Genomic DNA, 25,091 nt, shown 5'->3' on the forward strand with positions numbered 1-25,091 from the left:
ATTTATATTGAGAATTGATAACGGTCTCCAATGATGTACTGCTTACCTACATGAACGGGGCTTCCATGCTGATCATAAATAATCGTGTGCATGTAGAACAACGCCTGTCCGATGGCCGTCTCCAGCAGCTTTGCTTGGTATTCATCCGCCAAAGCGATTTGTAATATCGTCTCTCCCGGTTGGTTAGGATCGATGCTGTATTTATGACGCAGCAGTTCGTATACAGAGCCCTCCAACTGTTCTTCCATTAGAAAAGAAAATCGGTCATAAGGATAAAAATTATTCTCCAGCATTAGCGGTCGATCACCGGCGTATCTCTTGCGCTGAATAAATAACACTTTTTCTCCTTGTGGCAGCTGCAACTGATGTGCAATTTTCTCATCTGCTTCTATGATTTCACGTTCTGTGACCACACTGTGTGAAGAGAGGCCGTTGGATTTGCAGGCAGCTGTAAAGCTGATAATATGTTCAATCTTCCGCCCAATTTTGGGTACATTGACAAAGGTACCTTTTCCTTGACGTTTGGTCAGATAACCTTCATGAACCAATTCGGCAATTGCTTTTCTTACGGTAATTCGACTTACATTGTAGGTCTCGCTTAGCTCAGTTTCGGTCGGTATACGACTTCCCTGCGTAAATGTTCCATTATGAATAGCGGTTTTGACTGCTTTTTGTAATTGAATATATAATGGCTCTGCTTGGTCTGAATTCAACATAATGTGCCCTCACTTGTCATATAACGTTATATTACTCCCACTTAGAGTATCAAATGTTACATATTCTTACAAGTGAAGATATTTGAAAATAATTTTTTAGTAGCAGACGCCGTATCCGAAAGAACCTTCTACCAGACAGCTCTGGGCGGCAACCCTCGAGCCTTCTGCCATAGCGTCCTGAATGTTGCTATTTTTTAAAAAACTCAGTAAAAAGGCGGTTATATAAGAGTCTCCTGCCCCCATCGTATCCACAGCGTCAACGGAATCAGGCATTTGAAAATAGAACTTAGTACCATCATAGGCAATAGACCTATCTCCACCGCGTGTGGCTACCAGGATTTGCCCCTCTTTTTTTCGATTGGAGCGGATATAGTTCTGTGTCTCTTCATCCGTCATATGGCTGCAAGAGAAGAAAGCGAAATCGGCATACGCAATATATTTCTCCACTTGTGCATCTACGAAATCATCCGAAAAGTCAAAAGAAAGAGGGATTCCCAGCGTCTCCAATTCAGGCAGCAAGTGCCCTGTATGACTGTACAAGCCGGTGTGTATAAGGTCGAACCCGCCAACATAGGCCTTGTCTTCTTCACTCAGCTCCAGCGGATGGAGACGTGTAACTCCTCCCTCATTGCTGCCCAGAAATACTCTGTCTCCGTCTTCCAGGGTTACACGTGCGCAGCCGTTCTCACCGCTGTGATATCTGCACCGTGAAATGTCAATTTCCAGCTCACGGAGAATGTGTTCTACATGCTGCGCTTCGTTATCATCTCCGAATACTCCTATAAAGGCTGCATCTACTCCCGCTTTTTTGGCAAATACACTGAAATTAAGCGCATTGCCGCCAGGATACATCATGTGCAGATGAACATATTTATCTACCACATTATCGCCAATGCCTAGAACTTTCATGATGGTTTCCTCCTGTTGGTAAGAGCGCTTAGTAAGCTACTTTGCCCATATAACGGCGAGTTTCCAGTGGGTGATTGCGTACATTTGCGAGTGCTTCACGATAAACACATACAATGCTGTAAAATAAAACCGGGTTAAAAAACTCGACGACCTCGTCGGCAATGGTTCCGATTCCAAGCTCCTTCGCATCGATCACTTCCACTTTCTCGGCATATTGACTCAGGAAAGTCCGTGCCCGCTCATCCAGTGCCCGTGTGCGTCCTTCGTTGATCATCAGAATAAATGGAGTTTCTTTATCCGTTACTTCAAACGGACCGTGGAAAAATTCACCGGAATGGATTGAAGCCGCATGGAGCCATTGCATTTCCATCAGAGAACAGATAGCAAATCCGTAGGCATGTCCATAAGAAGCTCCGCTAGTCAGAATATAGAAGAGATCTTCATTGCGATATTTGTCAGCGAATACACTGGCACGCGGTTCAACTTGTATTTTTGCCCGGTTAATAATTCCATTGATTGCTCCCAAGCCGTTCTGGAAAGCTTGATAATGCACATAGCCTTCAGCGATTTGAAGCAGCTCAACAGTAAGCTCTAAAATAATAGCCATAGGGTTATTTTTGACATCGCTCTCATCTCCCCATTCGTAGAGGAATGAATAATCGGAATAATTGAGCAGTGTCGCTTCACTATTGTGGGTTAAGCCGATGGTGTAAGCGCCTTTCTCTTTGGCTGATTTAGCAGCCGCAACCGATTCCGGCGTGTTTCCACCATGGGAGCAGACGATGACTACTGCGTTTTTACCTAAACGTTTTGGCAGCGCGTGCACAAACTCATTCGCCGTATACATGCCTGCTACCAACTTCTTTGCTTCACTATCCAGAAAATATTTTGAGGGATACATATCGACTAATGAGCCCCCGCAGGCTACTAAATAAACCTCAGAAATCTTCCCACTCGCTTGTTCATAAATCGTTTGAACCGTCTGATGTACATTCATTGTTATCTCTCCTTTTTTATATAACGTTATATAACGTATTGTTTACGAGATAAATATAAGCGCTTTCAATAAAAGTGTCAAGCCCAATTATTCGATCAAATAGACTTTTTTTATAACCTGTCATTAAAAAAACTCTAATCCTTTTGTGTACGGGATTAGAGCTCCTTTTTTAGTTTTAATTGATTGATAGTGGTTGGCAATAACGAGGCTACTCCTGCAATATACGTACAAAAAAATGGTCTTACAGATGGGTTTGTCCGAATAAACTAATATAGACAAATACATAACATCAAATAATACTCAAGGAGGAAAAAGGACATTAATACGTTTATCAGTTATATTTTTCTCGGTTTGTCACTTTCCGCTCCCATTGGACCGATTAATGCCGCACAGTTGGATCGAGGTATTAAGAATGGGTTTTGGCATGCCTGGTTTATTGGTCTTGGTGCAATAACCGCAGATATAATCTATATGCTGCTTGTCTATTTGGGAATGATCCACCTTCTTAATGCCCCGTTTGTCAAAGCTTTTTTATGGATGTTTGGTTTTTTCGTACTTGTGTATACAGGTGTTGAAAGCATCAAAAATGCAGGTGTGATTTCAGAGTCTGAATTAAGGGGAAACGGTAATACCCTAACCAACTCATTTCTAGCGGGCTTCCTGATGTCATTATTCAATCCCCTCTCCATCCTGTTCTGGCTTGGGATTTACGGGTCCATACTCGCAAACGTCGCTAATACATATCCAGTACAACAGCTAATGATCTTTAGCGGAGCGATTGTATTAGGTGTGCTACTCTGGGATGTGACTATGGCAGCCGCTTCAAGTATTTTCCGTAGGTTTCTAAAAACCGGATTGCTTAAAACCATCTCTTGGATGTCTGGATTATCTCTTATCGGTTTTGGCTTTTATTTTGGTGTACAAGCATTTCAATTACTTTTTTTACGCTAACTCTTGGCTTCTTGGCAAAATTACCGAGATACCTTCGTGTGTTTTCGGCGAACCCATTGTACGATAAGGTCACATATTGCAATTAACAAGACAAGCAATAAGCTGATGTAAACTCCCGGGCGGCTAAGCTTATGAAAAAATGATCCGACCACAGCCATAGCTATCAACAATAATCCAATCCAACGTTTAATATGGTTTGATCTACTCGATTCCAGTAGCTTACCTGAAGACAGCAAAATAAAGCACCAATTATACAACAGCATTAAACCCGCTGCAGTAGTGATATATTCATATACTTTTCCCGGTAGTAGCAACGACATTACGATGGCTGAGATTAATCCAACGGAGATCAAACTAAGTGCATATAGAGGATATTTACCCTTCCACTTCCGTGAAAATAATGTGGGTGTATCTCCTTCCTGTGCGAGTGTAATCATTATAGATGTCTCTGCATATAGAGATGCAGTCATTGTTGAGAACCCTGCAATAATAAGCACTCCATTAAATAAATGAGGCATAAAAACCAGATGATCGCTGCTGAGCGCAAGCACAAAAGGACTTTCTTTCGGGTTAAAGGCACTTAATGGCACCATAGACACAGCCAGACCAATCGAAAGCACATACACTGCAACCAGTGTAACCAGCATTACTTTTCCTGCTTTAGGTGCATCCTCCGGTTTTTGAAGCCGATTTGACATAATTCCGAGCACTTCAATACCTCCGTATGCATAAAAGGCAAAAATAAAAGATGACCACAATCCTATACCGCCGGTAGGGAAAAACTCTTTGTAACTGATGGGGAACTTTGGATTATATTTTCCTCCTCCGATCCAGCCTGCCAAAAGAGCAACGGCCAAGACCAGAAACATAACAATAGCTGCCATCTTAATGATGGCCAATACATTTTCAACTCGATCAAAACCCTTATTGCCGAAAAAAACAATCACAAGCCCTAAAATCCCGAAGCCTGCCGCAAAGATCCACATCGGTACCTGAGGAAACCAAAAACGTGAGAATATAGACAACGCAGTTAACTGGCTCCCATTAATAAGGAGTTCCGAAAACCAATATACCCAGCCACTGCCGAATCCTGCCCAACTTCCAAATGCTTTTTGGGCATAGGAACGGAAGGAACCCTGTTCAGGATGATCTGCCGTCATTCGCGAAAGAGCATCAAACACTACATATGTTCCAACCGCTGCCAAAAAGTATGCAATCAGTACGGCTGGACCGCCAATAGAAATCGCTAAGCCGGACCCCAGAAAATATCCTGTACCGATAGTACCTGCAACTCCTAACAAGCTAAGATGCCACCATTTTAGTTTTTGTTCTTTTTGCATATCAGACGGTTTGTCCATTAAAAAATCACCCTACTCCTAGATTTTGGGACAGATCTCTCCATTCTTTAGATTGCCCTCTCCAATATATTTCATGTGAATGAATGACTCTTCTTTATCAATAAAAAAGCACCAGCTAACCCGCTCAAGGTTTACTGGTGCTTTTTACTTCACAAAACATTTGGAACATAAACAACCGCCTAATCGACATAGCGTCATCATTTGGGTCAAATATGGATGCTACCAGAAAATCCATCCACTTCGTCTTCCGGTTGTTGATCAGAGCTGACGTTGTGCTCCCCAGTTGTGTTGCTGTACGTTCGAGAGGAACCGTTTTTATACGCTTCACTCCAATCCTCGTTGATCGTGTGCGCCGGGATAATCCAGTCCTCCGGGCTATAACCTGGATTTTGTACACCGACATTTCCTTGCAGATCGGGAATTGCATCCGGTCTAGAGAAAAGAGTTCCTACCTCAATCATACTTCCTTCATAGGCTTGGCAAATCTCCAATGCAGACAACACATCCTGGTTCTCAATATGAACACTGAGACCTGTGTCACCATTTGTGCTGGCGGAATATCCAATTTCCTTTAATGTTTCACAGGCTTGGGTGGCTTGCTGCGGATCACGAAATTGAAAACGGAAAGAACCCGTATCCATGTGTTTCATCTCCTCTGAAGTAGCTTATTTTGTTAATTGGGGTTCATTAGGTTAGGTATGTTATTTTTAATATAACCAACCGGAACAGTATTTTTACATTCAAAACCTTTATTTTTCAAAAATTTACTTTAAAGCTTTGAAATTAAATAGTTAAAAAAGCAGCTACTGTGACAAATCGCATGTTTTCGCTACGTAAATCCCTTTATGCTAGTAACAAGGGTATGGTTGCCCGGTCATCCGAGCCGAGCGGTCAAAGGATGCCCAAATCCATACATAAAGGCGGAATGAAGATGATAGATTACCGAACATTGGTGACACAGCAATCTATGCATTTGTATAGCGTGTTTGCCAAGTCATTCAAAAGTGTAAACGAACATGCGGTTGCTGGCATCAAAACGGTGGGCTTCAACCCAACGGCCTTCGCCGTGATGGAAGTTTTATATCACAAGGGCGCGCAGCCAATCCAACAAATTGGAGCAAAGCTGCTTCTGCAAAGCGGAAATGTCACTTATGTTATTGACAAGCTGGAAAGCCGCGGTTATTTGCACCGTCACCCGTGCGACCAAGATCGTCGGATTATATATGCAGAATTGACGGACGAAGGACAACGTGTCATGGACGAAATTTATCCTGATTATACACGTCAGATTGAACGTGCCTTTAGCGGAATCAGTGAAACCGAAAGAGATCAACTCATCGGCTTGCTCAAAAAATTGGGCCGTAGCGCTGATAACCTGTCACCTTATCACAAATAGAACGAATAGTAATTTTAGCAACTGATCGTTTGTGAATAAACGAACAATCTTATAGCTGTGCTAAACAAAAATTTAGATTTACACAGAAAAGTCCACCCTTATATTCATGGGTGGACTTTTCATATACCTGAATAGAGCGAAATATGCCCAAGCTTACGAGCAGCATAAGTACCTACTATCGACTAAAGTGTTTGACCACTACATTATTAAAAATTGCTGGACCGCCATCGGAAAACAGAGTGATTTTCTGATCCTCTAACCGTGGAAATATTAAAGAGGAATAAGCTACTTCTCCACCATCGACAAACACTTCAATACTGGTTTTATCGACGAGAATGTTCAGGTGTACCTTTTTCTTATCGGGATCAAATGGCGCCTTGCTCTCTACATATTTTCCACTCTGATCCGGCTGCCCAGTGTTCGCTCTGTTTACGTAAGAGTATTGACCTTCCACTGAGACACCCACATCGACATGACGCTTGCCATCCGTCGACTCTCGAAGCCTCAATCCTACATTTTTAATCGTGGACCAAGAGACATCCGCCTCTAGCTGATAGGCATCGCCTGCTACCGGAAGCCGGTGAGTACCCTCTACTTTAATCGTTCCTAATGATTTTTTGGATGTTTGGAATCGCTCCAAATTGGGTACCGGCTGTGAAACCAATCGATATCCAGCATCTGCCGTATGTTTCAGTCGAATTTGGCGAACAATCGAATCCATTCCATTAAAGCCTTCCTTTAGGGTAGGCGTGTTATTGGCATAATCCCAATTGTTCATCCAGGCCAGAGCATAACGGTGACTATATTTATCTTTGTCTTTTCCTTCCTCGAACGTAACTGCACCATACCAGTCAAACCCATAATCCAGCCACTCAGGTTCACTGTGATCAGGGAGAAATGCTTCTCCATTAAAATCTCCCGTCCAATAGGCATACGTGTTGGGCCCGCCTGTTGATTTGCTATTGGCGCTCACGCCTAGAATCCATTGATAGGTTCCATCATCCGCACGCATCCGGTAAAGGTCAGGACACTCCACAAGCCCGATATTTTCCGTTTGAAAGCCACTCGTATACCGCCAATTCTTTAAATTATCAGACTCATAAAAGCCAATCTTTGTTCCCTCTGCCATGACCATCACCCATTGATTACGTTGAGTATCTCGGATGATTTTGGGATCTCTGAAGTCCTTTGTACCGGGGTTGGACATCACAGGCTTGTTGCGGTAAGAAGTAAACGTCTTGCCTTTGTCCTTACTGTACCACAAAAATTGTTCCTGCTTTCCGCCATCTGCGGAGGGCTGCGTCACAATGGCTACTAGAGTGCCTTTTCCAAAACCCGCGGTATTATTAACATCGATCACGACCGAACCGGACCAAGGATCTCCATTCGGGTTCGTATATTTGGGAATCGCCACCCCTTCATCTTTCCAATGTACCAGGTCGGTTGATGTGGCATGTCGCCATTCTGTACCGTTCTTTTTGGGATAGTCACGATTATATAAATAGTAATAATGATATTTTCCATCAAAATAAATGGGCCGTTGAGGATCATTCTTCCACTTATCCGGAACAGTAAAATGATAGGATGCACGATAGGTCGGTGTTGTATGCTTACTTTGATTAGCTTGATTTTTGGGAATTGCAGCAGGTTTTTGGGGTTTGGCTGCATCCTGTTGGTACATACTCCATCCCATAGCTATAAATATAGTTAAGCCTGTGATGATTACAACGGATCGTATCCAAATGCTCTTGGGAGCTTTTTTTCTCATTATGACGATCCTCCTTACCTCTCATTGCATTGTTATGTATCGTCCGACGGACGGCAGATCGGTAAGCTACCAAACCGCCGCCTTCGGACATACTGCATATACCTACTTATTTCTTCCCATACTCATTTGGAGATTCTTTTTTGTCATTCGTTGGATCAACCGTGATTTGCCCTTGCTCCAAAATACCGTTTTTCACAACAGACGTTTTCGAGCCTTTAATATTCAGCAGGAAGCTTGGCGCGAAAGTAGATTTGTGATCCGGGAAAAGCCCTCGATTAGTCATATAACTCGAAACGACTACGTTATTGCCTTTGCCTTGCGGGATAGCAAAATGGGCATACGTCCAGGTAATATCATCACGATCCAGATCCTGATGAAGAACGAGACCGGTTCCATTCAACGGTTTATAAGGCCCTGTCAAGGAAGTAGAAACATAACCCAGCATGTAAATATCATCGTCTCCGATCGCATCTACAGTCACCTTGGAACCTCTCGTACTCGTAAATAAATACCACAAACCGTTCATTTTGAACACATTCGCCCGTTCAATTTCATCTGTTACCAGATTGGAAGCAATCAAAGGAGGCATTACATTTTTCAACGTATAATCATCATTCAATTCAACGATGCCCAGTGCGCCGTTCGCCAGCTCAGCTCCTTTTTTCTTAGGACTTTGCTGCAGATTAGAAAGCTCTTCCCTGAAGAATTTCTTATTGCCGCCATAATAAGCTGAGTTTTGAAGCGAATCTTCGCCTTGGTAGCCTGTCTCTGTCCCTGTATTGGCTTCAAATATAATATATTTGTGGCCTTGATCCTCGACATAGTGAGGGTCTCTAAACGTATGGTTATCCATATCCACTCCGACGCTTTGCTGCACATTTTGATAGGTTTTCCCATCTCCACCGTCATAGATCGATTTCAAATCCTCGACTCCATCTACTTTCAGTGTCTTATCATCAGGCTGAGAGACATTAATTTGAGCCGTGCTCAAGGTTTGCTTGCCGTATAATTTGTTATTCGGATCATAGGGCTGTCTGCTGGTATAAAATAAACGTACTTGTCCATCAGAGGTTAAGGTAGCTGAACCTGACCATTCTTCTGACTGATTTTTTAGAATCGGATCGTTGGCAAGCAATTTATCATTGTCTTTAAATACTCTGCCGGCATTTTTCCAGCCGCTCAGTGAAGTATTGCCCGCTTTTTGATAGAACAGGTATATGAATGTATCCTCGCCTCTTTTAGGATCGCCTGCCAATCCAAAAACGATATTATACCCTTTGTAATTGGCTACTGTGCCATCGGCATTTTGTAACGGCCAAGAGTCCCAGACATCGAAATCAATTAGCTTGCCTGAGCTGTCGCGACCAATAGCAGAAGGAATATTCTTAATTGTAGACGCATCGAAGGACGGAACCTCATATTTTTCTTTGCCTTGCTGTTTGAAAATATTCAGCATGTCATTACGCGTAATTTGGGTAAATGCATTGTCTGTTTTGAGATCAGATGCATCATTTTCCTCGGCAAAAGCCTGAACGCCGCCTCCTAACAGCAAGGTAGTTGCTACTGTTGCAGTGGCTGCTTTACTGAACCATTTGTTAAACTTCAAGTACTCCATCTCCCTTAATCTAATTATGCTTCTAGATTTGAAACCCAACTTTTTGGTTGGTAGGGCCATTTTATATGGTATGTCAAACGATTGATATAGACTGAAAAGCCCTATTATGTGAGGTAAGCAAACAGGTGCCTCTTGAATTTCATCCTCATATTTTCCTAGTAATTTTCTGAAAATTCCTATATTTTTCATTTTTATTACATTCAGAAAAATTTGCTACTTGATTTTTTTCCGTGTCCCATTTTGCTAGGTTGGTTGCTTCATTCACATGCAAAATCGTTCTAAAATAAATCATACAAAGCCCGATTTGTAAGCGGGTTCAAAAAAATGGTTCCTTAGTACCCTACAGCTCAATTCAGAAACATATTTTTTGTTACAATTTCTTAAGACTTTTTTACCATTTTGTTACCTATACCCTATGAATATATAGCAACTCTAGGGGGTTTTCATCTCCTTTTTGTATGCTGGGGAATTTATCGGTCCTATACGAGGTGGCTATTTTGCTGAATCAGTAGGAGGAGAGACCATTGCATAAAGAGACAGCCCGGACCCTTATTTGGTGTACCGGACTGTCTCTTTATCATGAAAGATTTATATTATTTTTTATGCATGTTCTCTTTGTGGTGTCTTTACGCGCTGATCTGCCTCTTCTTCAGTGCCCGGCGGACGGTTCCGCAGTCCGAGGACGACAAACCAGCTAATAACCGCAATAACGACCATGATAACGAACAGAGAATGCAGACTGTTTTCCAATACAGAACGAAGTAATCCAGCAACCTTGTCACTTAGACTCTGTGAAGCATGAGGTGCAAGCAGACCGTTAATATCCTCCTGCGTTACCCCTTGCTGTGTAAGCTGTCCGTCTGCTGTCTGGGCAGCAATGCGATAATTCAGCCATGAACCGAAGGCTGCAACCCCGATCGTTTGCCCCAACGTGCGCAGGAATGTATTCAAAGCTGTAGACGCGCCACGCAACTGGAACCCGACCGAGGACTGGGCAATAATCGTAAACACAGTCATCGAGAAGCCAAACCCCAGTCCATACAACAATGTAGACAGGAACAGCAGCCAGATCGGAGCCGTTTGGCCCATCAAGGTCATGACGAAAGCCCCCAAAACAATCAGGGTCAGCCCAATCAAAGAGGTTCGACGTGAGCCCAGGGTCAGCAAAATGCGTCCTCCGATCATGGAGCCAAATAGCCAGCCTACGGACATTGGAGCCAGCGCGAGACCAGATGAAGCGGCATCTCCACCGTGTACACCTTGAATCCATAGTGGAAGATAGCTAGTCAGTCCGATCAGCAGGGTGCTGACTAACAGTGCTGCGGCACAGGAAAAAGCGATATCCCGTATCCGAAATAGCTTTAGTGGCACCATCGGTTCCTGAGCGCGTTTTTCGATAACCAAAAACAGAATCAGGAACAAAATGGCTACGGCAGCCAAGGCCAACAATTCAGGAGAAGCCCAGCCGATATACTGCCCGCCCAGTGCCAATACGAGCAAGAGGGCCGTCATCCCGATGGTAAAGGTAACCGCTCCCGGCACGTCGATACGCGCAGTACGCTTGCTTACCTGTTCCCGCAAGTAACGGGCGATGAAGAACATAGCCAGCAATCCAAAGGGAACGTTAAAACCGAAAATCCACTCCCAGCCAAAATAGGTAACCACATAACCACCCAAGAGAGGCCCGATCAGGGAAGAAATCCCCCATACGGAGCTAATCATGCCTTGGACTTTGCCGCGTTCCTCCATTTTGTAGATATCACCGATGATGGTAAAAGTAACAGGAATGACACCACCCGCACCAATACCCTGAATGGCCCGGTAGATAATAAGTTGCTCCATACTACCAGCCAGCATACAAAGCAAAGAGCCAAGTACAAACAACGAACAGCCGATTAAAAATATGGGTTTTCGGCCAAACAAATCGCTAAGCTTGCCGAAAATGGGTGTGGTCACAGCCATAGTCAGCAAATATGCCGTAAAAATCCAACTGAGCAAATTCACGCTGCCCAGCTCGCTAACAATCGTCGGTCCCGCCGGACCGATAACCGTTCCTTCAATTGCGGCCAGAAAAGTGGCCAATAGAACACCTGTCAGCACGAGTCCGCGCTTCATGGGTTTATCGTTTGCCAAGCAAATCACAAATCCTTCCCTTATAAAAACTGTGTTGTATCTGTGCGCGGTTTGCCTTTCCAGATTGGATTATTACCCGCACTGCATAATCGTAAACAGGCGGCCTATATAGGCCGCCTGTTTTGTACGATGTATATATATTATTGTCTACATGTCGTTAATTTTTGTCAACTGTAATCGTATGATAAATCTCACTATTTTCCACTTTATAGAGATGACCCTCTTCCATGCACAGAACATCGCTGGCAAAGCTTTCAGCCACCTGCATATCGTGGGTGATGACCAGAAAAGCCGCACCTTCGGCAGACTGCTCTGTGCACATACGGAGCAGAATTCTCGCCCCTTCGTAATCCGTTCCTGCGGTAGGCTCATCCAGAATGTATAGCTTTTTGGGCAAGATGAACTGTGCCGCAACGCTCAACAGTCTTTTTTCGCCTCCACTTAGTAGGTACGGGGAGGCATCCAGTCTGTGCTCCAGCCTGGCGGCGGCCAGTAAGCGCTGCGCCCGTTCCACATATGCGGCGGGAACCGGCTCCCCGGTCCGTAAACCAAGCTTGGCGCGCACGCTGTATAAACACTCCTCCCACACCGTTGCAGCTGCAAACTGGTGCTCTGGCTGCTGGAACACATAGCCGATTCCGGCAGCCAGCTGGTGAATTGGCAGCTTCGCCATATCCTGCCCCTCCCACCGCATGCACCCCTTCGGTGCTGGGAGCAAGCCCATGAGCAACTTGCCGAGCGTGGTTTTACCCGAGCCGTTCTCACCCAGCAGCACGGCTCGTTCACCGGGCGCAAAAGCTAGGCTCACGCCCTTTAGCGCTGCCCGCTGGCTACCGGGATAGGTGAAGGTCAATCCCTTCACCTCCAACAACGGCTGCCCAGCGCGGTCTGCCGCTGAGCCGGGATTCACCTCCGGCTCACCCGGCATGTCTCCCCTCCCTGCGGGAGAGGGGAGCAGCCCCAAGGCGACCAGCTGCGCACCATGCTCGCGCAGCAGCGTTTCGGGCGGACCCTGTAGTTGTACGGTCCCGCCCTTCAAGACGATGACGCGCTGCGCTGCCCGCACGCCATCGTCTATGCGGCCGGACGCGGTAACCACCGTCCGGCCTGCCGCATGGAGCCGCCGACATAACTCTACGAAGTCGCATACAGCCGGCGGGTCCAACTGCGCAGCTGCGTCGTCGAACACGACCAGCGGCGCTTCCAACGCCAGTACCGCAGCAATCGCGGTGCGTTGGCGCTGGCCTCCCGAGAGGCGCCGCACGAAGGAGTCGCGCTCGGGAGCTAGGCCGACGGCTTCCAGCGCAGTAGCAATGCGCTGCGCTATTTCTGCCGGAGGCACGCGCAGGTTCTCCGGCCCAAAAGCAATCTCATCTTCGACGATTCCCTGCACCAGCTGGGCATCCGGGTCCTGAAGCACGACGCCAACAGTGGTGGCGACAGTAGCCAGATCAGCGATATCGGGGTCCATCCCGTACACGGTCAGCTCCCCTGTCCGTTCGCCCTCACCGGAACGGGACAATCCACCATGAAGCAGCTGACATAGCGTAGACTTTCCACTTCCACTAGCTCCGACAATGGCTACATGCTCACCCACCGCAATGTCCAGTGTCAGACCATGTAACGCTGGCTCTACCTGATCATCATACCGATAGCCAAAATTCTTCAAGGATACGGCTATTTTACGGCTAGAATTATAATCGCTATGTTCAATCATAACTGAAATATCCTCGATCCCCATTGTTGAAGATATAACCACATGCATAGCCACGGCTATGCACGTGAAGCGCGTCCCAGTTCAAACCGTTTTAACAGTCCCGTACGATTTAAGGCATCGCCCAGCACTTTCGTCAGCAGACCGCACAGGACAATGCCGCTCAGGATACGAACGACCAGTGCAATCGTCAGCACCTTCCACCCCCAATGCATATAGCCAAACATATTGGCTGCGACAATAAACCACAGCGGAACCATAGCCCCACCCACTAGCATCAGCGAAACTGCGTTCCAGCGCCGATACCGCAACAAGGCAAATACCAACTCAGCCGCAATCATATAGCAGACAGCCGCCGCGATAATAGAAGCAATTCCATAGGCGGAGCCCATAAAAGACTGCACTACCGCGCCAAATGCATAAGCAATAACCGCCGTACCCGGCTTACGAATAATATAATAGGCCAACAAGCCGTATATCATGTACAGCCCGACAATAGCGGAAGTTGCGATAGGCCCTCCCAGACTGTTTAATGTTTTGTTAATGAGCGACAAATACACGGTCATGACGCCGTTCAACGTGGCCAGCATCGCCATGAGTACGATATCCAGCGTTGTAAACTTTGCAAACATACGAGATTCCTTCATATGTATTTCTTGACTCCTCTCCCTATCTAATCTATAAGATTACAGCTCTGATCCTTGTACAAGCTGCTACTGTATAAATGTATTCATTTGCAGCCTTATTGTCAACCTAATTATATTTTACAGGTTGACAATAAGAACAAAAATAAGAGGCTTCACTTTATAAGCTCCACCATAAAACAGCCGTAGTTAATACAGCAGTCACAGCACATAAGTTGCCTACACGCCCATTGTTCAGTGTACGAAGATATGTCCGTTCTGCATAAGCGCCGAAACCTTTGCCCTCCATAGCCAGCGCCGTCTGCTGAACCCGTCTTACAGCATTCACCAACACGGCAGCCGCATACCCGCTCCACCATGATAACCGATTGCCCCACCCTCGTGGTGGTTCCTGTCCACGAACACGCCGTGCTGCCATAATTGTTCGCCCTTCTTCTTCCAATAAGGGGAGAAACGTCAGTGCCACTGAAATACCGAACGCAAACCGATAAGGAACACGCAAGCGCAGATTCAATGCCTGCACAAAATCTCGGGGATCCGTCGTCGAGAGATAGATATAAGATGCCAAAAACAACACAAAAATCCGCAACGTTAACGCCCCTGCGATATCCAGTCCCTCTGCTGTAATGACAATGGGTCCCCATGAAGCCACGGTATGTCCTTCTCGAATCGCTAGGATAGACAGTATAAAATACGGGATACCTAAACCAATCAGGAACGACATAGCCCGAAGTTGGCGTGCTAAGGTCAAACGTGCGCCCAAGCCAGCCACAGCAATCAGTACAGCCAAGAGTGCTGCTTCCCGCAGCGTCGAATCCCAAGCCATTGACAGGAGGCTAAAGCACCCCACCCATATTAGCTTACTTAACGGCCCTAGCCTGTGCAGCGGCGACGAACCGCCGTTATACTGAAACAGCATTTCGTTGTGCCTCCAGTCTGAGCCATTCTTCATGCAGTAAAGAATACATCAGCATATCCTTAAAGCCTGTAGATGTATGCTGTACCTGCCGCAACAGTCCTTCCTGTGTCCAGCCCATCGAGGACAGCAGGGCTTGCGAGCCTGTATTACGCGGGTCCACCAGCGCTTCGATCCGATTCAACCGAATCGTGTTATACCCGAATGACAGCACCAAGCGTAGCGCCTCGGTCATGTAACCCTGTCGCCAATAAGGCTTGGCTATCTCATAACCAATCTCGGCTTTATAAGCTCCCTCCGTCTGCCAATAATTAAACCCACAGCTTCCAATCAACTTCCCATTCTCCTTCAGTTCTATTCCCCAGCGCAGCGCATCCTCCGTCTTCGCCAGCTCATTCAACAACTCAATCATATCCTCTGCATCCTCACGTCCTGACATACCAGAAAGGTTCATATAACGGTGAACCTCCGGGTCAGACCAGCAAGCGAACATCGTAGCCGCATCCCCGCTTTCCATCCTTCGCAGCCGAAGACGCGGACTTTCCAGCGGTGGTATATGCCCCTTACATGCATATGCACACATGTTCAATCATCCTTCCAACATTAAAATGACAATAAATATACGCTACATTTAAGCATACACCTTTAACAAACACAACCTTATTTAAAGCTGAGAAGCTTAAATATATAAATAGCCCTCCTGTTCCTAGGATTAGGAATTAGAAGGGCATCTTCTATATTATAAGAGATTAAACTGTGCGAGCTTGTCTTCCGAATCAAAATTATCGAGCCTCTAAGCCTTTAAGAAGAGACTCGGGTAGTGGTGCGAGTCGGTTTCTTCACAACATCCTTGTACAGTACGCCTAGCATCGACTGAATTTCCTGTAATTCATCGATCCCTGCACCGGTAATGCTAAACATATCATCATGCGGTGTCAGAAAGTTTTCCTGCGTCAAGTTTTCAAGCTCCTGCTTGACCTCACGTTCTCCTACACGGTAACCGCGTTCTTCCAACACAGGTTGAATATCTCTTACCGTGAGATCGTTCTGATGTGCATAAGAAAGCATCTGTATACGGATAAACAAGTTCTGAACATCTGCATGCATAATTGCAACTCCTCCCTGGCCTAGGCCAACCATGTTACACTGTTTTTACCCATAGAGGATAAGCTGGAAACAGATGAGGGCAACCCTTGCTGGATTACTTTCTATACTGTTTGCCCCGCTAAAACGTATAGCTTATCCCCTTCCCAAAATGATTCTGTACAGAGGTTAGAGTACGGAGATACCAAAAGGTTACAGAGTGATTTTTCACTTGACTGAATATATACAATCGTTATATCTTAAATTAATTAACCAATGGTAAAAGCGAATTGCATAATTACCTATTTTTGACGATATATACAACAGTTAATGTAAAAATTTAATGTTAGGAGCGTGAACTCTACATGTTTCAAACCATACCTTACGAGGGCACACGTCATGAACAATTCGAATCGGTTCTCGGACAACTCCGGGCACTTATTCATGATGAATCCAATACCATTGCCAATCTGGCGAATGCTTCAGCACTACTTGGTCATTTCCTTCCAGATATTAACTGGAGCGGCTTCTATCTTTATGATGGTACTGAGCTTGTACTTGGTCCTTTCCAGGGCTTACCTGCATGTATACGGATTCCATTGGGACGTGGCGTATGCGGTACCGCAGCAGCTGAGCAACGAACACTTGTTGTAGATGATGTGCATGCGTTTCCAGGACATATCGCCTGTGACGCTGCTTCCAATAGTGAAATTGTTATTCCCCTTGTCAAGAATGGGGAACTGATTGGAGTGCTGGACATTGACAGCCCGCTAAAAGGCCGCTTTGATCACGAAGATCGTGTATTCCTAGAGGAATTTACGGCTATTCTGGTGTCTAGCTTGTAACCAAAATTGTGCATATATATGGTCTCCCTTCGCCACAATATATGAGGGTCTGAAACCCAAAACTATGCGGCGAAGGAGATTGATAATTCATGTACAACAACATGGCTCCACAACAACAACTTCATCAATGTGAACAAATCATGCAGCAATTGGTACAACAAACACAGCAAGGAACTGCCATGTATCAGCAGTTGCTGCAACAGGAACAACAAAATGCATCCAGTCTTGAAAGCCTGGTGCAACGTGAACGAAGTGCAGCTCAAATGATCCAAACTGCAATTCAGCATCACCAGCAGGCTATGCAGCAGTACCAGCAAGTTATTCAACTGTGTAGTCAGTTGGAAAACTCCATCCGTTCCAGCAGTCAAATGACTCAGCCCGGATTTGGCGATAGCTACGCCTCACGCAGTATGCAACCATCCTCCTATAATGCAGGAAGCCACATGAATCACAGCTTCCCGCAACACATGGGGACGACTGGACAGCATTATGTAAGCGGTAGTGGCATGCAGCAGTACGGAAACAACAGCCAGCAAGGCATGAGAGCGACACAAAGCAGCATGTAAACTGCTCTACACACAAAAAGGGTGAACAGCAGGCCATCGGAATTGGCTTGTTGTTCACCTCTTTTTCAGACCTTTTACAGCCCTTCTTCCCCGCTTTGTTAATTTAATTCCCGTTCGGCTAGAACCTTCATCCCGTCTCGCAAATACTCAGCTAGTCCGGGGCGATAGCCTTCATACATTTTACTGAAATCCTCATGCTCCACATACAAGTCTCCCAGCCCGCTATAAATTTCTGCTGTAGGAGTATAGAATCGGCTTACCCATTGAAGATGACGGCGGATCAGCGCCTGTACTTCTTCACTATTATGCTTCAATCCTTTATTCATGGCTTCAGCCAGCTGCCGATGAATCTGATCAGCCTCTGCCTGTGAATCCAAATAATCCTCTTTGCTCCAGTTCTTTGTCGCCGTCTTGCTTTCCTGAATTGTTTCCTGAGCCTCTTGACCATAACGGTCTGTCAAATCACGTTCGTACATTTCCTGCTTTTCCGGGTTAAACCCTTGGTACATGTGCTCTGGTTTCATTGCTTGTTCCCCTTTCAAATGAGCCACCGTTTCGTCGATGGTCTGTAGGAGAGTATGCAAGCGGAAGACTTTGGCCTCGACCTTGGCTCGATGCTCCTGTAAAACTTCAGCTTTTTGTTCCTTGGTTTGCTCCAGCACCTTTCCAATTTCAGATAAAGGCAAATCCAGTTCCCTGTACACCATGATTTGCTGAAGCCTCAAAAGTTGTTCCTGTTCGTAATAGCGATATCCATTATTTCCAATATGATGCGGTTTCAGCAATCCGATTTCATCATAATAATGCAAAGTTCGTACGCTGATTCCCGACAGATTAGATACTTCCTTTACCGTATAGGCCATTCCGCTTCACCTCCCTTGCTTGACAGTCTAGTGTCTCACGTGGCGTGAGAGTCAACACCCCCACTTGCCCACCTTGGTACTACACTTTTACCCGTTAAGCGTGTGATGAACCGTCCCTGTGACAAGGATACAATCAATTCTTTTGTTTAAAGATCGTGATCAGACGACTCATATATTCACGCATATTTACAATTAAATTCGAGTCGCCATCATGAAGACACCAGTTGTACATGACCCCACGAGCTGCAATAAATAAGTAGTCTGTCATCTCTTCGGATGTCATGCTTTGATCCAACTCTCCTGCAGCTTGTCCTCTCTCTATAATCTGTTGAAGTATATTTTGCATATCACGACCCTTAGTAATGAAAAGCTTGTTATTAGTTGTATATAACTGTTTCACCGTCTCTAAACCAATATTCTGATTATATTCCGCATAAACTTCAAAATATTGAATAATATCCTGCACAATACTTTCTGAAGGTGGTTCATTCTTAAATTTCAATTCAAAGTAGCCATCCGCCTGCGCATACATCTCCACCAAAATATCACTTTTAGTCTTGAAATGATTATAAAATGAGCCCACAGACACTCCGGCCCTCCGGCAGATATCCTCAATTTTAATTTTTTCCAGACTCTTTTCATGCATTAGCTCTAATGTACTGTTATATATATTTTTTTTAGTCTGCAGGCTTTGCAGCTTTCGTCCACTCAATTGTTGGTTTGGCATTTACCTACTCTTCCTTTCTATTCTAAACATTCCTATCCTCGATGCCTTGTCCATGTTACTTAATTATAATAAGAAATGCTGTTTTGTTTAATTGTGAAAACAATCACATAATAATGTCCACTACCGTCCTATACTGAATCCATTCAATGAATTCATTCACTGAATGGATTCATTGAAATGGTCGATTCATAATTAGGAGGCATTGTTATGAAAGAAGAGCATCGAATTTTATTTGAGCCTATGAAAATTGGAAAACTAGAAATTAAAAATCGGTTTGTCATGGCTCCCATGGGCCCTGGTGGGCTTTGTGATGCCGATGGCACCTTTAATGAGCGCGGCGTCGAATATTATGTTGAACGGGCAAAAGGCGGGACAGGACTGCTCATTACAGGTGTAACGATGGTTGAGAATGAAATTGAGAAATGTGCCCTGCCATCAATGCCCTGCCCTACTCTAAACCCCTTAAATTTTGTTAAAACGGGTAAAATGATGACGGAGCGGATTCATGCATACGGCACAAAAATATTTCTACAATTATCCGCAGGCTTTGGACGGGTAAGCATCCCTTCAATTGTAGGTAAAACGGCTGTCGCTCCCTCTCCTATCCCTCATCGCTGGCTTCCCGATGTAATCTGTCGTGAGCTAACTATCGATGAAATTCACACCTACGTCAGAAAATTTGCGGAATCTGCGGCTATTGCCAAAAAGGCAGGCTTTGACGGTATTGAAATCCATGCGGTTCATGAAGGCTATTTACTGGATCAATTTGCGATTTCTTTCTTTAACCATCGGAAAGACCAATACGGCGGAAATCTGAGAAACCGCTTAAGATTTGCCATAGAGATCGTCCAAGCCATCAAAGCCGAATGTGGACAGGATTTCCCGGTATCTCTTCGATACAGCATCAAAAGCTTTATTAAAGATTGGCGTCAGGGTGGATTGCCAGGCGAAGAGTTTCAGGAACAGGGACGGGATATTGAAGAAGGAATTGAAGCGGCCAAAATATTAGAGGAAGCTGGATATGATGCTTTTAATGGTGATGTTGGTTCGTACGATTCATGGTATTGGGCACATCCACCAATGTATCAGGAAAAAGGACTCTATCTTCCTTATAACAAAATTTTAAAAACCATTCTAAAGGTACCTGTCATTACTGCTGGCAGATTGGATAATCCAGACTTGGCCAGCAAGGCTATACGTGAAGGAAAAACCGATATGATTGCACTGGGTCGGCCATTGTTGGCTGATGCTGACATCCCCAACAAAATCAAGGCCGGGAAAATAGAAAAGATTCGTCCTTGCCTCTCCTGCCAGGAGGGCTGCATGGGTCGATTGGCATCTTTTGCAACGATTTCATGTGCCGTTAATCCGGCTTGCGGCAGAGAAAAAGACTATGCACTCGGAAAAGCAGATCAGTCCAAAAAAGTCTTGGTGATCGGTGGAGGACCCGCAGGATGTGAAGCTGCCCGTGTAGCTGCTATTCGCGGACACCACGTTACCTTATTCGATAAAAATAACCGATTGGGAGGTAATCTGATCCCGGGTGGAATTCCAGACTTCAAAGAAGACGATCATTTACTTGCGACCTGGTATGAAGGGGAGCTAAAGGATTTAAAAGTTGACGTCCAATTGAATACCGAGGTTAATCGGACTACCGTAAATGAATATGCAGCAGATGTTGTTATTTTTGCTACCGGCTCCTCTCCCAAAACCTTCTCCATTGGTACATCTACTAAGGTGTATTCCGCAGAAGAAGTTTTGCTTGGGAAAAAAGATCCCGGTGCTTCCACCGTAATTGTCGGAGGTGGGCTTGTGGGATGCGAAACTGCACTTTGGCTTGCTGATCAAGGTAAAAAAGTAACGCTGGTGGAAATGCAAGAAGATATTTTAACCGTCGGCGGCCCCCTGTGCCATGCAAATGAAGATATGCTGCGTGACCTTGTTGCATACAAGGATATCCATCTCCTGACCAACGCCAAAATTGTCGATGCCAACGATCAAGAATTCGTTCTTCAAAATAAAGATGGTGAAGAAACGATTCTAAACGCAGATTCAGCGATTCTGGCTGTAGGATATACTCCTCAGCAATCGCTTTATGAAGACATCCAAAATGAGGTTTCCGAGTCCTACTTAATCGGCGATGCCAAGCAAGTACAAAATATTATGTATGCTGTCTGGGACGCCTATGAGGTTACTAGAAATATATAGTACCCCGCTACCTCCAAAGCCGTTTACTATGTAAGCAGGCGGCTTTGGCTTTTTTACCTTTGCAGCAATTGCTTAGTTAAGAGAGGCTTTTCCCCATAACCACATGATCATAAAAAGCTATCTTTTGAATAATTTTCTCCAAATTGTGCTGCGTTTGTGCCACATGTGCTTCCACTTTCTTTTTGTGGGCTACAAGGAAATCTCTTCTCTCTTGGATTGTGGCTTCTCCTTTTACATTTAGCTCAAGGTATGCCTTAATTTCTTCAATAGTCATCCCTGTATCTTTCATAGCCATAAGGAACCTAATCCAATCGATTTGTTTTTCGGTATATACCCTTCTTCCACCTTCATCCCGACCGACATCAGGTAATATGCCTTCTTTTTCATAATAACGAAGGGTAGATGCGGGCAATCCGCTCTTGATTTGAACTTCTTTAATGGAGTACATGGTTATTCCCCTCCTCGTTCTTTTAATTTCTCTTCAAGTCAGCTTTAACGATAAGTATAAGTTTTCATAGTAAAGAGTGCAAAATTAAGATTCCGATATTCGTCTAGCAGAAAAGCTAGCCCTCTCCCTGTCCTTCTTCTCTCAATTTCCCAATACAACTCCTAACATTCTCCTCCGGATGGTTCACTTCCCAATGATCCAACAGCCCATTAACCTCCTCATCCAGAGGGTACAGCCGATAATAAAATATGGCAGCTCGTAATTGGTGATGCTCTTCGACAGGTTCATCGTCGGGCCAGTGGTACTCTTGCTTGCCATTCCCATCGGTAGTCCCTATAGCTCCATCCAGCAAGGGAGAACGGCCTTCTAACCCTTCACCACGGGCAATTGCTTTGAGAAAATCGGCATGCCTCATGGCAACATCCGGCGAACAACGGTACAAATTCTCGAAAATATCAAAGGCATCAATCGGATCGTATTCCAGATTCTCAAGGAAATGCCTTTGCAGCAGCGAAGCAACCTTCTTATTGCCCGTCAGTCCAGACAGAAAATAGAACGTGGGCATCTGTGCCTCATAACGAAAATCGTCGACATGGCTGATAATATCGTCCACAATCTGGTCGGTCTGAAGACCTTCACGTGCTAATCGAGTTAGTATCCGCACCGCCTTATACTGCGTCCAATCGTACACACCGAATAGCAGTATCCAAATCGATTGCCACTACAGCTTTCTTATTCTTCTTCCAAAACTGAAATATTCTCATATGTAATTCACAGCTCCTTATCCCGTGTTACTAACAATTTCATTGCCAACTAGAATATTCTTTATGAATATATATCGGAAATTCTTTATAATCTCCTCAACACGTTTCCCCCAATAACAAAACATATTTTGGAAATTAATTGTATACTTTTCAACAGTTTACTAAATATATGCGATTGCTTCTCTAAGCCTATTCTTTTTTATCATAACTATTTAGTATTATAAGGATATAAAAAAGGAGGTTATCATTTGAAAAGTACAGGTATGACACGTCCCCTAGATGCGTTAGGCCGTATCGTTATCCCCAAAGAAATGCGAATTTCCATGGATTATAATGTGGGTGATCCTGTTGAGATTTTTGCAGATGAGGAAACTGGTATTCTCGCCTTTCGAAAATATACTGGGGTGACGTGTAAAATGTGTGGTTCAACAGAACAATTAACTTATTTTAGAGACAGCTTTATTTGCGGGGAATGTATTGAAAGTTTAAAAAAGGGAATACATTTTAGCCCTATCCTAAGACCAGCCAAGTCAGCTTTATCCAACTCACAACGATCTAATAAAGAGTCCAAACGTCTGCGGCGATCGACACAACAGATGATCGAAAGTCTAAAAGAATTAATGCAAAAACACCCCAATGCAGCACAGCACGAATATGCCAAAATACTTGAGGTTTCCCAAGCCCGTATATCCCAGCTCAAAAAAATGCTCTAACTACAGCTTGATACCCTACATAGATATACACCAGAGATTTCATCATGTGCAGCTACTTTTGAACCGTGATACGCAGCATCATAGCTAACCGACAAAACGCATGAACGTCCATACGAAAATTCCACACTAGGTATAAAGAACTAGTGAATGACTTGCAAGCGAGAACGCCTATAAGCAGAAGGCTGTGCTACATTTAATAATGGTTCCTGAATTAAAAAATGACCTTCTTTAATTAGAGAAGGTCATTTCATTTATTTATTCATTTTTCTATAGTAAACCACCACACACTTCTAATGTTATTTTTCAATTAATCCACTTTAACCCCAATAATGTAAAAAAAATTTTACAACTATGATTTATCACAAAAAAAGTAAAACTGTTTTTACATATGGTTGTAAATAAGGATGGGTGAATCTAATATGAACAGACCTGCTCAAATTATTTCTATTCTTATATTTTCCGTAAGTGTAAGTGTGTTTGCTGGTTGTGGAAAGCAGGAAACAACGGATACATCTACTAATGGAACAATACCAACAACCTCAGAAACGGTAGTAAAAGAAGAAACAGATCAACCAGCCGCCCTGCAAAACTTGGACGAGATCAAATGGAATGATGTTAAAGACCCTCTAATTGAGGATGCCATGATAGCAAAACTCAAAGCAGCAATAGCTGCCTTCGTGTCAAAAGATTTGGATCAATTCCATGCTGCGCTCGGTCCAGACGTTGGAACAGGTCACGATTACCTCTTCGATCATCCGGTGAAGTTTACTGGTATTGCTGAAGCTATGAAAGAAAATAATCGGATATTGATACCCATTGTAGGGGAACGGCTGAATAATGAAGAAGGATATTCACCCGATATACGATATACCTTCTATTTAGAAAAAGATAAAGATGGTGCATGGCAAATTGTTTCAATTGATTAACTAAATTCTCTAAGATGCATTTATCTCGATTTCATCCATGATGCTATAAACCAAATGCTTTTCATTCGTAAAGGTATGTTTTTAGTAGTCGCTAAAAGCACACTTTTTTGGGACAATGAATTTTTCCAAAAAAATATCTTGTAGCAACATTGCCCATTCCAACAAGTACGTTTGCACATATGATGTCACAAAATTCAATCTAAAGGAGAGATACACACCTTGTCTAAACATTCTTCTCATCGTTCGATGGGGCCGTTACAACCACATTTCGCGACCACTACTGAAGTGAGCAATTTTGTTAATTTATGGGGGATATTTACTGTGAATGGTCAACAGATCGTTGCTTTTGTAAAAAGCGTAGATCCCGCTAACAAATCAATGTTAGTGCTATATCCTAATGGTACACAATCATATATTGATGTAACTCAAATCAGTCAGGCACAAGGCCCTTATCCAAGTATGCCTTCTATTCCAGGACAAAGCAGTGGTCAGGGCGGTCATCAAGGTGGTGGATCACAGTGGTGGCCTCAACATGGTCAGGGCGGCGGTCAGGGCGGTGGATCGCAGTGGCCTCCTCATGGTCAAGGCGGTGGTCAGGGCGGTGGGTCGCAGTGGTGGCCTCAACATGGTCAAGGCGGCGGTCAGGGTGGTGGATCACAGTGGTGGCCTCAACATGGTCAGGGCGGTGGGTCGCAGTGGTGGCCTCAACATGGTCAAGGTGGTGGATCACAGTGGCCTTCCGGTGGATCTCGTAGCGCTAATCGGAAAAATCGGAAAAACTAATATCCAACCCTTATTGTAGCAATTGCCGCTTGCCATGAGCGAGTGTCG

At 44.5% G+C, this 25,091-nt stretch carries 25 protein-coding genes; 8 read left to right on the plus strand and 17 right to left on the minus strand.

The window, feature by feature from the left end:
• Nucleotides 1-2 precede the first annotated feature (2 nt).
• From NLX82_RS25700 to NLX82_RS25710, 3 genes are all read right to left on the minus strand, one after another.
• Nucleotides 3-716, minus strand: coding sequence for a GntR family transcriptional regulator (locus NLX82_RS25700; protein ID WP_023986973.1), 714 nt, complete (start codon nt 714-716; stop codon nt 3-5).
• Nucleotides 717-812: 96 nt separating this feature from the next.
• Complete coding sequence (locus tag NLX82_RS25705; RefSeq protein WP_023986972.1) at nt 813-1,625, minus strand: PfkB family carbohydrate kinase; 813 nt, start codon at nt 1,623-1,625, stop codon at nt 813-815.
• A 28-nt stretch (nt 1,626-1,653) separates the two neighbouring features.
• Complete coding sequence (locus tag NLX82_RS25710; RefSeq protein ID WP_053324625.1) at nt 1,654-2,622, minus strand: SIS domain-containing protein; 969 nt, start codon at nt 2,620-2,622, stop codon at nt 1,654-1,656.
• A gap of 318 nt (nt 2,623-2,940) precedes the next feature.
• Here NLX82_RS25710 and NLX82_RS25715 point away from each other — a divergent pair, with 318 nt between their 5' ends.
• The gene (locus tag NLX82_RS25715; RefSeq protein WP_076160580.1) at nt 2,941-3,573 is read left to right on the plus strand and encodes a LysE family transporter; all 633 of its coding nucleotides are present in this window, start codon (nt 2,941-2,943) and stop codon (nt 3,571-3,573) included.
• A gap of 20 nt (nt 3,574-3,593) precedes the next feature.
• Here the strand turns inward: NLX82_RS25715 and NLX82_RS25720 are convergent, their stop codons facing one another.
• Both NLX82_RS25720 and NLX82_RS25725 read right to left on the minus strand, forming a co-directional pair.
• Nucleotides 3,594-4,931, minus strand: coding sequence for an amino acid permease (locus tag NLX82_RS25720; protein WP_254349245.1), 1,338 nt, complete (start codon nt 4,929-4,931; stop codon nt 3,594-3,596).
• Between the two features lie 206 nt (nt 4,932-5,137).
• The gene (locus NLX82_RS25725) at nt 5,138-5,572 is read right to left on the minus strand and encodes a hypothetical protein (protein ID WP_023986968.1); all 435 of its coding nucleotides are present in this window, start codon (nt 5,570-5,572) and stop codon (nt 5,138-5,140) included.
• Between the two features lie 290 nt (nt 5,573-5,862).
• Here NLX82_RS25725 and NLX82_RS25730 point away from each other — a divergent pair, with 290 nt between their 5' ends.
• On the plus strand, nt 5,863-6,327 hold the full coding sequence (locus NLX82_RS25730) for a MarR family winged helix-turn-helix transcriptional regulator (protein WP_013369372.1): 465 nt from the start codon (nt 5,863-5,865) through the stop codon (nt 6,325-6,327).
• A gap of 175 nt (nt 6,328-6,502) precedes the next feature.
• On the opposite strand, the gene NLX82_RS25735 is transcribed toward NLX82_RS25730, so the two are convergent.
• The 8 genes from NLX82_RS25735 to NLX82_RS25770 form a co-directional block, all read right to left on the minus strand.
• The gene (locus NLX82_RS25735; RefSeq protein ID WP_076160572.1) at nt 6,503-8,095 is read right to left on the minus strand and encodes a glycoside hydrolase family 32 protein; all 1,593 of its coding nucleotides are present in this window, start codon (nt 8,093-8,095) and stop codon (nt 6,503-6,505) included.
• 106 nt (nt 8,096-8,201) lie between these two features.
• Nucleotides 8,202-9,701, minus strand: a complete 1,500-nt coding sequence (locus NLX82_RS25740; protein WP_023986966.1) for a glycoside hydrolase family 68 protein — start codon at nt 9,699-9,701, stop codon at nt 8,202-8,204.
• 609 nt (nt 9,702-10,310) lie between these two features.
• Complete coding sequence (locus tag NLX82_RS25745) at nt 10,311-11,825, minus strand: MDR family MFS transporter (RefSeq protein ID WP_023986965.1); 1,515 nt, start codon at nt 11,823-11,825, stop codon at nt 10,311-10,313.
• 175 nt (nt 11,826-12,000) lie between these two features.
• Nucleotides 12,001-13,560, minus strand: coding sequence for an ABC transporter ATP-binding protein (locus tag NLX82_RS25750; protein ID WP_254349246.1), 1,560 nt, complete (start codon nt 13,558-13,560; stop codon nt 12,001-12,003).
• A 56-nt stretch (nt 13,561-13,616) separates the two neighbouring features.
• On the minus strand, nt 13,617-14,204 hold the full coding sequence (locus NLX82_RS25755) for an ECF transporter S component (protein ID WP_023986963.1): 588 nt from the start codon (nt 14,202-14,204) through the stop codon (nt 13,617-13,619).
• A 157-nt stretch (nt 14,205-14,361) separates the two neighbouring features.
• Nucleotides 14,362-15,120: an energy-coupling factor transporter transmembrane component T family protein gene (locus NLX82_RS25760; protein WP_023986962.1), complete on the minus strand. Its 759-nt coding sequence runs from the start codon at nt 15,118-15,120 to the stop codon at nt 14,362-14,364.
• Nucleotides 15,104-15,700: a GNAT family N-acetyltransferase gene (locus NLX82_RS25765; protein WP_023986961.1), complete on the minus strand. Its 597-nt coding sequence runs from the start codon at nt 15,698-15,700 to the stop codon at nt 15,104-15,106. The genes NLX82_RS25760 and NLX82_RS25765 overlap by 17 nt, the downstream gene beginning before the upstream one ends.
• Nucleotides 15,701-15,918: 218 nt before the next feature.
• The gene (locus tag NLX82_RS25770) at nt 15,919-16,224 is read right to left on the minus strand and encodes a hypothetical protein (protein ID WP_023986960.1); all 306 of its coding nucleotides are present in this window, start codon (nt 16,222-16,224) and stop codon (nt 15,919-15,921) included.
• Between the two features lie 341 nt (nt 16,225-16,565).
• Between NLX82_RS25770 and NLX82_RS25775 the strand changes: the two genes are divergently transcribed.
• Entirely contained in the window at nt 16,566-17,045 is a 480-nt protein-coding gene (locus NLX82_RS25775; RefSeq protein ID WP_023986959.1) for a GAF domain-containing protein, read from the plus strand.
• Between the two features lie 89 nt (nt 17,046-17,134).
• Nucleotides 17,135-17,611, plus strand: a complete 477-nt coding sequence (locus NLX82_RS25780) for a hypothetical protein (protein WP_023986958.1) — start codon at nt 17,135-17,137, stop codon at nt 17,609-17,611.
• A 98-nt stretch (nt 17,612-17,709) separates the two neighbouring features.
• Here NLX82_RS25780 and NLX82_RS25785 read toward each other — a convergent pair whose 3' ends face one another.
• Both NLX82_RS25785 and NLX82_RS25790 read right to left on the minus strand, forming a co-directional pair.
• A complete protein-coding gene (locus NLX82_RS25785) occupies nt 17,710-18,474 on the minus strand; it encodes a MerR family transcriptional regulator (protein WP_053324617.1) in 765 nt (254 codons plus the stop codon).
• 133 nt (nt 18,475-18,607) lie between these two features.
• Nucleotides 18,608-19,201: a TetR/AcrR family transcriptional regulator gene (locus NLX82_RS25790; RefSeq protein WP_069080927.1), complete on the minus strand. Its 594-nt coding sequence runs from the start codon at nt 19,199-19,201 to the stop codon at nt 18,608-18,610.
• 207 nt (nt 19,202-19,408) lie between these two features.
• Between NLX82_RS25790 and NLX82_RS25795 the strand changes: the two genes are divergently transcribed.
• Nucleotides 19,409-21,409: an oxidoreductase gene (locus tag NLX82_RS25795; RefSeq protein WP_053324616.1), complete on the plus strand. Its 2,001-nt coding sequence runs from the start codon at nt 19,409-19,411 to the stop codon at nt 21,407-21,409.
• Nucleotides 21,410-21,485: 76 nt separating this feature from the next.
• Here the strand turns inward: NLX82_RS25795 and NLX82_RS25800 are convergent, their stop codons facing one another.
• Both NLX82_RS25800 and NLX82_RS25805 read right to left on the minus strand, forming a co-directional pair.
• Nucleotides 21,486-21,857, minus strand: coding sequence for a MerR family transcriptional regulator (locus NLX82_RS25800; RefSeq protein ID WP_013308707.1), 372 nt, complete (start codon nt 21,855-21,857; stop codon nt 21,486-21,488).
• Nucleotides 21,858-21,972: 115 nt separating this feature from the next.
• A complete protein-coding gene (locus NLX82_RS25805) occupies nt 21,973-22,548 on the minus strand; it encodes a hypothetical protein (RefSeq protein WP_254349247.1) in 576 nt (191 codons plus the stop codon).
• Between the two features lie 321 nt (nt 22,549-22,869).
• Between NLX82_RS25805 and NLX82_RS25810 the strand changes: the two genes are divergently transcribed.
• From NLX82_RS25810 to NLX82_RS25820, 3 genes are all read left to right on the plus strand, one after another.
• Nucleotides 22,870-23,334 carry an AbrB/MazE/SpoVT family DNA-binding domain-containing protein gene (locus tag NLX82_RS25810; RefSeq protein ID WP_023986953.1) on the plus strand — a complete coding sequence of 155 codons (465 nt, stop codon included), beginning with the start codon at nt 22,870-22,872 and terminating at the stop codon, nt 23,332-23,334.
• A 419-nt stretch (nt 23,335-23,753) separates the two neighbouring features.
• A complete protein-coding gene (locus tag NLX82_RS25815) occupies nt 23,754-24,260 on the plus strand; it encodes a hypothetical protein (RefSeq protein WP_023986952.1) in 507 nt (168 codons plus the stop codon).
• A 219-nt stretch (nt 24,261-24,479) separates the two neighbouring features.
• On the plus strand, nt 24,480-25,043 hold the full coding sequence (locus tag NLX82_RS25820) for a hypothetical protein (RefSeq protein WP_193217077.1): 564 nt from the start codon (nt 24,480-24,482) through the stop codon (nt 25,041-25,043).
• Nucleotides 25,044-25,091: the final 48 nt, after the last annotated feature.

The sequence above is a fragment of the Paenibacillus sp. A3M_27_13 genome, from assembly GCF_024213315.1.
Lineage (GTDB): Bacteria > Bacillota > Bacilli > Paenibacillales > Paenibacillaceae > Paenibacillus > Paenibacillus polymyxa_B.

Excerpts from the sequence above, each read along its gene's own strand:
- NLX82_RS25705 (WP_023986972.1), bottom strand. The coding sequence starts at position 1,625 with ATGAAAGTTCTAGGCATTGGCGATAATGTGGTAGATAAATATGTTCAT.
- NLX82_RS25765 (WP_023986961.1), bottom strand. The coding sequence starts at position 15,700 with ATGTGTGCATATGCATGTAAGGGGCATATACCACCGCTGGAAAGTCCG.
- NLX82_RS25755 (WP_023986963.1), bottom strand. The coding sequence starts at position 14,204 with ATGAAGGAATCTCGTATGTTTGCAAAGTTTACAACGCTGGATATCGTA.
- NLX82_RS25800 (WP_013308707.1), bottom strand. The coding sequence starts at position 21,857 with ATGTACTCCATTAAAGAAGTTCAAATCAAGAGCGGATTGCCCGCATCT.
- NLX82_RS25770 (WP_023986960.1), bottom strand. The coding sequence starts at position 16,224 with ATGCATGCAGATGTTCAGAACTTGTTTATCCGTATACAGATGCTTTCT.
- NLX82_RS25750 (WP_254349246.1), bottom strand. The coding sequence starts at position 13,560 with ATGATTGAACATAGCGATTATAATTCTAGCCGTAAAATAGCCGTATCC.
- NLX82_RS25720 (WP_254349245.1), bottom strand. The coding sequence starts at position 4,931 with ATGGACAAACCGTCTGATATGCAAAAAGAACAAAAACTAAAATGGTGG.
- NLX82_RS25700 (WP_023986973.1), bottom strand. The coding sequence starts at position 716 with ATGTTGAATTCAGACCAAGCAGAGCCATTATATATTCAATTACAAAAA.
- NLX82_RS25710 (WP_053324625.1), bottom strand. The coding sequence starts at position 2,622 with ATGAATGTACATCAGACGGTTCAAACGATTTATGAACAAGCGAGTGGG.
- NLX82_RS25775 (WP_023986959.1), top strand. The coding sequence starts at position 16,566 with ATGTTTCAAACCATACCTTACGAGGGCACACGTCATGAACAATTCGAA.
- NLX82_RS25815 (WP_023986952.1), top strand. The coding sequence starts at position 23,754 with ATGAACAGACCTGCTCAAATTATTTCTATTCTTATATTTTCCGTAAGT.
- NLX82_RS25745 (WP_023986965.1), bottom strand. The coding sequence starts at position 11,825 with ATGAAGCGCGGACTCGTGCTGACAGGTGTTCTATTGGCCACTTTTCTG.
- NLX82_RS25760 (WP_023986962.1), bottom strand. The coding sequence starts at position 15,120 with ATGCTGTTTCAGTATAACGGCGGTTCGTCGCCGCTGCACAGGCTAGGG.
- NLX82_RS25730 (WP_013369372.1), top strand. The coding sequence starts at position 5,863 with ATGATAGATTACCGAACATTGGTGACACAGCAATCTATGCATTTGTAT.
- NLX82_RS25735 (WP_076160572.1), bottom strand. The coding sequence starts at position 8,095 with ATGAGAAAAAAAGCTCCCAAGAGCATTTGGATACGATCCGTTGTAATC.
- NLX82_RS25725 (WP_023986968.1), bottom strand. The coding sequence starts at position 5,572 with ATGGATACGGGTTCTTTCCGTTTTCAATTTCGTGATCCGCAGCAAGCC.
- NLX82_RS25790 (WP_069080927.1), bottom strand. The coding sequence starts at position 19,201 with ATGCCAAACCAACAATTGAGTGGACGAAAGCTGCAAAGCCTGCAGACT.
- NLX82_RS25780 (WP_023986958.1), top strand. The coding sequence starts at position 17,135 with ATGTACAACAACATGGCTCCACAACAACAACTTCATCAATGTGAACAA.
- NLX82_RS25795 (WP_053324616.1), top strand. The coding sequence starts at position 19,409 with ATGAAAGAAGAGCATCGAATTTTATTTGAGCCTATGAAAATTGGAAAA.
- NLX82_RS25785 (WP_053324617.1), bottom strand. The coding sequence starts at position 18,474 with ATGGCCTATACGGTAAAGGAAGTATCTAATCTGTCGGGAATCAGCGTA.